At 71.7% G+C, this 4,715-nt stretch carries 4 protein-coding genes; 3 read left to right on the top strand and 1 reads right to left on the bottom strand.

The window, feature by feature from the left end:
* A partial coding sequence (glgB, locus tag RIM90_RS30610; protein ID WP_309063998.1) for a 1,4-alpha-glucan branching enzyme occupies positions 1 to 1,211 on the top strand: 1,211 nt, incomplete at its 5' end.
* A gap of 117 nt (positions 1,212 to 1,328) precedes the next feature.
* Positions 1,329 to 2,417: a glutamate--cysteine ligase gene (locus RIM90_RS30605; RefSeq protein ID WP_309063997.1), complete on the top strand. Its 1,089-nt coding sequence runs from the start codon at positions 1,329 to 1,331 to the stop codon at positions 2,415 to 2,417.
* A gap of 82 nt (positions 2,418 to 2,499) precedes the next feature.
* Here RIM90_RS30605 and RIM90_RS30600 read toward each other — a convergent pair whose 3' ends face one another.
* Positions 2,500 to 2,733, bottom strand: a complete 234-nt coding sequence (locus tag RIM90_RS30600; RefSeq protein WP_309063996.1) for a DUF6480 family protein — start codon at positions 2,731 to 2,733, stop codon at positions 2,500 to 2,502.
* Between the two features lie 153 nt (positions 2,734 to 2,886).
* On the opposite strand from RIM90_RS30600, the gene RIM90_RS30595 reads away from it, so the two are divergent.
* On the top strand, positions 2,887 to 4,715 hold a 1,829-nt coding region (locus RIM90_RS30595), incomplete at its 3' end, for an AMP-dependent synthetase/ligase (protein ID WP_309063995.1).

Here is a 4,715-nt window from a genome sequence, read left to right as displayed (position 1 = left end):
ACGCGCTGCACCGGGCCGGCATCGGCGTGATCATGGACTGGGTGCCGGCGCACTTCCCGAAGGACGACTGGGCGCTGGCCCGGTTCGACGGGGACCCGCTGTACGAGCCCGGGGACTCCCGGCGCGCGGAGCACCCGGACTGGGGGACGTACACCTTCGACTTCGCCCGCACCGAGGTGCGCAACTTCCTCGTCGCCAACGCCGTGTACTGGTGCCAGGAGTTCCACATCGACGGCCTGCGCGTGGACGCGGTCGCCTCCATGCTCTACCTGGACTACTCGCGCGAGGACGGCCAGTGGGAGCCCAACGCGTACGGCGGCCGGGAGGACCTGGCGGCGGTGGCGTTCCTGCAGGAGATGAACGCGACCGTCTACCGGCGCTGCCCCGGTGTGGTGACGATCGCGGAGGAGTCGACGGCGTGGGGCGGGGTGACCCGGCCCACCGACACCGGCGGCCTCGGGTTCGGGCTGAAGTGGAACATGGGCTGGATGCACGACTCGCTGGAGTACGTCTCCCACGAGCCGGTGCACCGCAAGTACCACCACCACGAGATGACCTTCGCGATGGTGTACGCCTACAGCGAGAACTACGTGCTGCCCATCTCCCACGACGAGGTGGTGCACGGCAAGCAGGCGCTGGTGTCGAAGATGCCGGGCGACTGGTGGCAGCGGCGCGCGAACGTCCGCGCCTACCTCGGGTTCATGTGGGCCCATCCCGGCAAGCAACTGCTGTTCATGGGACAGGAGTTCGCCCAGGGTGCCGAGTGGTCCGAGAAGCAGGGCCCGGAGTGGTGGCTGCTCGACGACGGGTACCACTCCGCGGGTGACCACCGCGGGGTGCGGGATCTGGTCCGCGACCTCAACGCGCGCTACCGGGCGACCCCGGCGCTGTGGCAGCGCGACACCGACCCGTCCGGCTTCCGCTGGGTCGCGGTCGACGCCGCCGACGACAACGTCTTCGCGTTCCTGCGGTTCGACGCCGGGGGCCGGCCGCTGCTGGCGGTGTCGAACTTCTCGCCCGTGGTCCGGCACGACTACCGGCTCGACGTCGGTGACGACGTGATCGCCTGGCAGGAGATCCTCAACACCGACGCCGCCCGCTACGGCGGCGGGGACGTCACGAACCCGGATCCGGTCAAGCCCGAGGACGGCTGCCTCCGGCTCACGGTGCCGCCGCTCGCGACGGTGTGGCTGACGCCGATCGCTCTGTGAGGCCCGGACGACGCCGCCAGGTGTCCGACGCCCCGAGCGGGGCATTCGGGGTCGTACGGCCGAGGGCATCAGGGCATCTCGGCGTCGTCGCGGCAGGTCACAGAAGGGCGGCATCACGTGCGCACCGTCGGAGTGGAGGAGGAGCTCCTCCTGGTCGATCCGGAGACGGGTGAACCGCGGGCGTTGTCCGCGGCGGTGCTCGCCCGCGCCGAACGGGAGGGCGCGGAGCGGGACGTCTTCGAGAAGGAGCTGCACGAGCAGATGCTGGAGTTCGCCACGCATCCGCAGTCCTCGATGGAGAGCCTGCACGCGGAGATCGCCCGCTGCCGCAAGGAGGCCGCCGGGCACGCCGGGGAGATCGGCTGCACCGTCGCCGCGCTCGCCACCTCGCCGCTGCCGGTCAGCCCCGCCATCGGCGTCAACCGCCGGTACCAGTGGATGGAGAAGCAGTACGGCATCGCCACCCGGGAGCAGCTCGTCCTGGGCTGCCACGTCCATGTGTCCGTCGAGTCCGACGAGGAGGGCGTCGGCGTCGTGGACCGGCTGCGGCCCTGGCTGTCGGTGCTGGCGGCGCTCAGCGCGAACTCGCCGTTCTGGCAGGGCAAGGACTCGGGGTACAGCAGCTACCGCAGCCGGGTCTGGCAGCGCTGGCCGTCGGCCGGCCCGACGGAGCTCTTCGGCTCGGCCGAGCGGTACCACCGGCAGGTCGCCGACATGGTGGCCACCGGCGCCATCCTGGACGAGGCGATGGTCTACTTCGACGCGCGGCTGTCCCAGCGGTATCCCACGGTGGAGATCCGCGTCTCCGACGTCTGTCTGCACGCGGAGACCGCGGGGCTGATCGCCACCCTCGCCCGCGGACTCGTGGAGACCGCCGCACGCGAGTGGAAGGCCGGCCGGGAACCGCTCGACCCCGGTGTCAGCCTGCTCCGGCTGGCCGCCTGGCAGGCGGCCCGGTCGGGACTGACGGGCGAACTGCTGCATCCCGGGACCATGCGCCGCATGCCCGCCGAGGCGGTCGTGCGGGCCCTGCTCGACCATGTCGCCGAGGCGCTGGAGGACATCGGGGACCTCGAGCGGGCCCGGGAGGGCTGTGCCCGGCTGCTGCGCGACGGCAACGGGGCGCGGGTGCAGCGCGAGCTGATGGAGCGCACCGGGAGCCTGCGGGACGTCGTCACGGAGTGCGTGCGGCACACCCAGGCGTGAGGCGTCCCGCGGGCGGTCCGGTCCCCGGAGCGGCCTCCTGTCGGGCGGGGCGTCCGGGGCCGGGTTCTCGGCGGACGGGTTCTCAGAGGATGAGCACCAGGGCGTAGGCGAGGAAGAAGGCCGCGATCAGCGCCACGAGGACGAGGATCGCGGTCATGGGTCCCTTGGCCCAGCCCTTGGTGGGGTTGTGCGTCTCGTACGGGCCGGCCTCGGGCATGCTGCTCTCCGCGGGCGGGGTCTCGCCCGGGGGGACGCCGCCGCCCGGTTCGAGGCCGGTGCTGCGTTCCGGTTCGGGGTCTGGACTGACGTGGTTCATGCCGTCCGGGTCCCCCGATACCGCCGAGATCATCAGTGGGGGAACAGTTGTCGTGATCCCGGCCCCGGGGCGCTCCGGCTCGGCTAGATTCAGGCACCGTCGATGACGGTGCTCGTCGGCCGAGTCACACCCCGTACACGTCAGGAGCAGTGCATGCGCGACCTCGCTCTCGCTCCCCCATCCGTCTCGCCCCTGACCGGCGGCCTCGCCGACAGCCTGTTCGAGACGGCGGCCGAGAGCCCCACCCTGCCGATGCTCGCCCACCGCACTTCTCCGGGCTCCTCCACCTGGGAGGAGATCACCGCCGTGGAGTTCCGCGACATGGTCGTCGACCTGGCCAAGGGCCTGATCGCGTCGGGGATCTCGCCCGGCCGACGGGTGGCGATCATGGCACGCACCCGGTACGAGTGGACCGTCCTGTGCCACGCGTTGTGGACCGTGGGCGCCGAGGTCGTCCCGATCTATCCGACCTCCTCGCGCGACCAGGTGGAGTGGATCCTCAGGGACTCCGGCTGTGTGGCCGTGCTGGTCGAGGACGAACAGGGTGTGATGACCGTCGGGTCCGTGTGCGCCTCGCTGCCGCTGCTGCGGCACGTCTGGCAGCTGGACGCGGGCGCGCTGGACCAGCTGGTGGCGCGCGGCGAGTACATCCCGCTGGCCACGGTCGACTCGATGCGCCGCATCGTGCTGCCGGACTCCACGGCCGTCATCGCCTACACCTCCGGCACCTCGGGTCACGCCATGGGCTGCGCCCTGAGTCACCGCAATCTGGCCTTTCCCTGCGACACCCTGCTGGCGGGTTGGGGGCACACGGCGGTACCGCCCGGGGAACAGGGGTCCGTCCTCGCCTTCCTCCCCTTCTCCCACGTCTACGGCCTGATGATCCAGGGGCTGTGCGTGCGCGGCGGTCTGCTGATGGGGCACGAACCCGACACCGGCGGGGAGGCCCTGTCCTCGGCCCTGCGCACCTTCCGGCCCACCTATCTGTACGCCGTCCCGTCACTGCTGGAGAAGATCTACAAGAACTTCCTGCGCACGGCGCAGCAGGCGGGCCGCGGGGCCCTGTTCGAACGGGCCGCCGACACGGCACGGGACTTCGCCGCCGCACTGGAGCGGCAGCGGCTGGGCCGCGGTCCGGGGCCGGGCTTCGATCTGCGGCTGCAGCACGCCCTGTACGAGCGCACGGTCTACCGCAGGCTGCGGGCCGCGCTGGGCGGCCGGGTGCGCCGGGCCACCTCCGGCGGTTCACCGCTCAGCCGCGACCTCTCCCTCTTCTACGAGGGAATCGGCATCTACGTCCACGACGGCTACGGGCTCACCGAGACCGGCGGCGGGGTGACGATGCAGCCGTTCGGCCGGGAGAAGTCCGGCACCGTCGGGCGGGCGCTGCCGGGCACCGAGATCCGGGTGGCCGACGACGGGGAGATCCTGGTGCGCGGACCGTCGGTGTTCCAGGGGTACGTGGGCGACGAGGCCGCCACCCGGGCCGCGCTGAGCGGCGGCTGGCTGGCCACCGGCGACCTCGGCCGGCTGGACACCGACGGCTATCTCACGATCACCGGCCGCAAGAAGGACATCATCATCACCAGCAGCGGCAAGAGCGTGGCGCCGGCGGCGCTGGAACAGCGGCTGCGGATGCACCCGCTCGTCCACCAGGCCGTCGTCGTGGGCGACAACCGGCCCTGTGTGGGTGCCCTGATCACGCTGGACCCGGAGTTCCTGACCCACTGGCGGGCGGCCCTGTCCCTGCCGGGCGACGCGCCGACCCGGGAGGCCCGGGAGGAGAACGCCCTGCGCGAGGAGATCGCACGGGCGGTCGCCGCGGCCAACAGCAGCGTGTCGCGCTCGGAATCGATCCGGGTGTTCCGGGTGCTGCCGGAACCCTTCGACGTGGCCAACGGGCTGCTCACGCCGTCGATGAAGCTGCGCCGGGACGAGATAGTGCGGCACTATGCGCTGGACATCGACGCGATGTACCAGTC

The sequence above is a fragment of the Streptomyces sp. genome (assembly GCF_031181555.1).
Lineage (GTDB): Bacteria > Actinomycetota > Actinomycetes > Streptomycetales > Streptomycetaceae > Streptomyces > Streptomyces fimbriatus.
The sequence above is the reverse complement of the archived record's forward strand: the minus strand, read 5'-3'. Positions and strand labels throughout refer to the sequence as shown.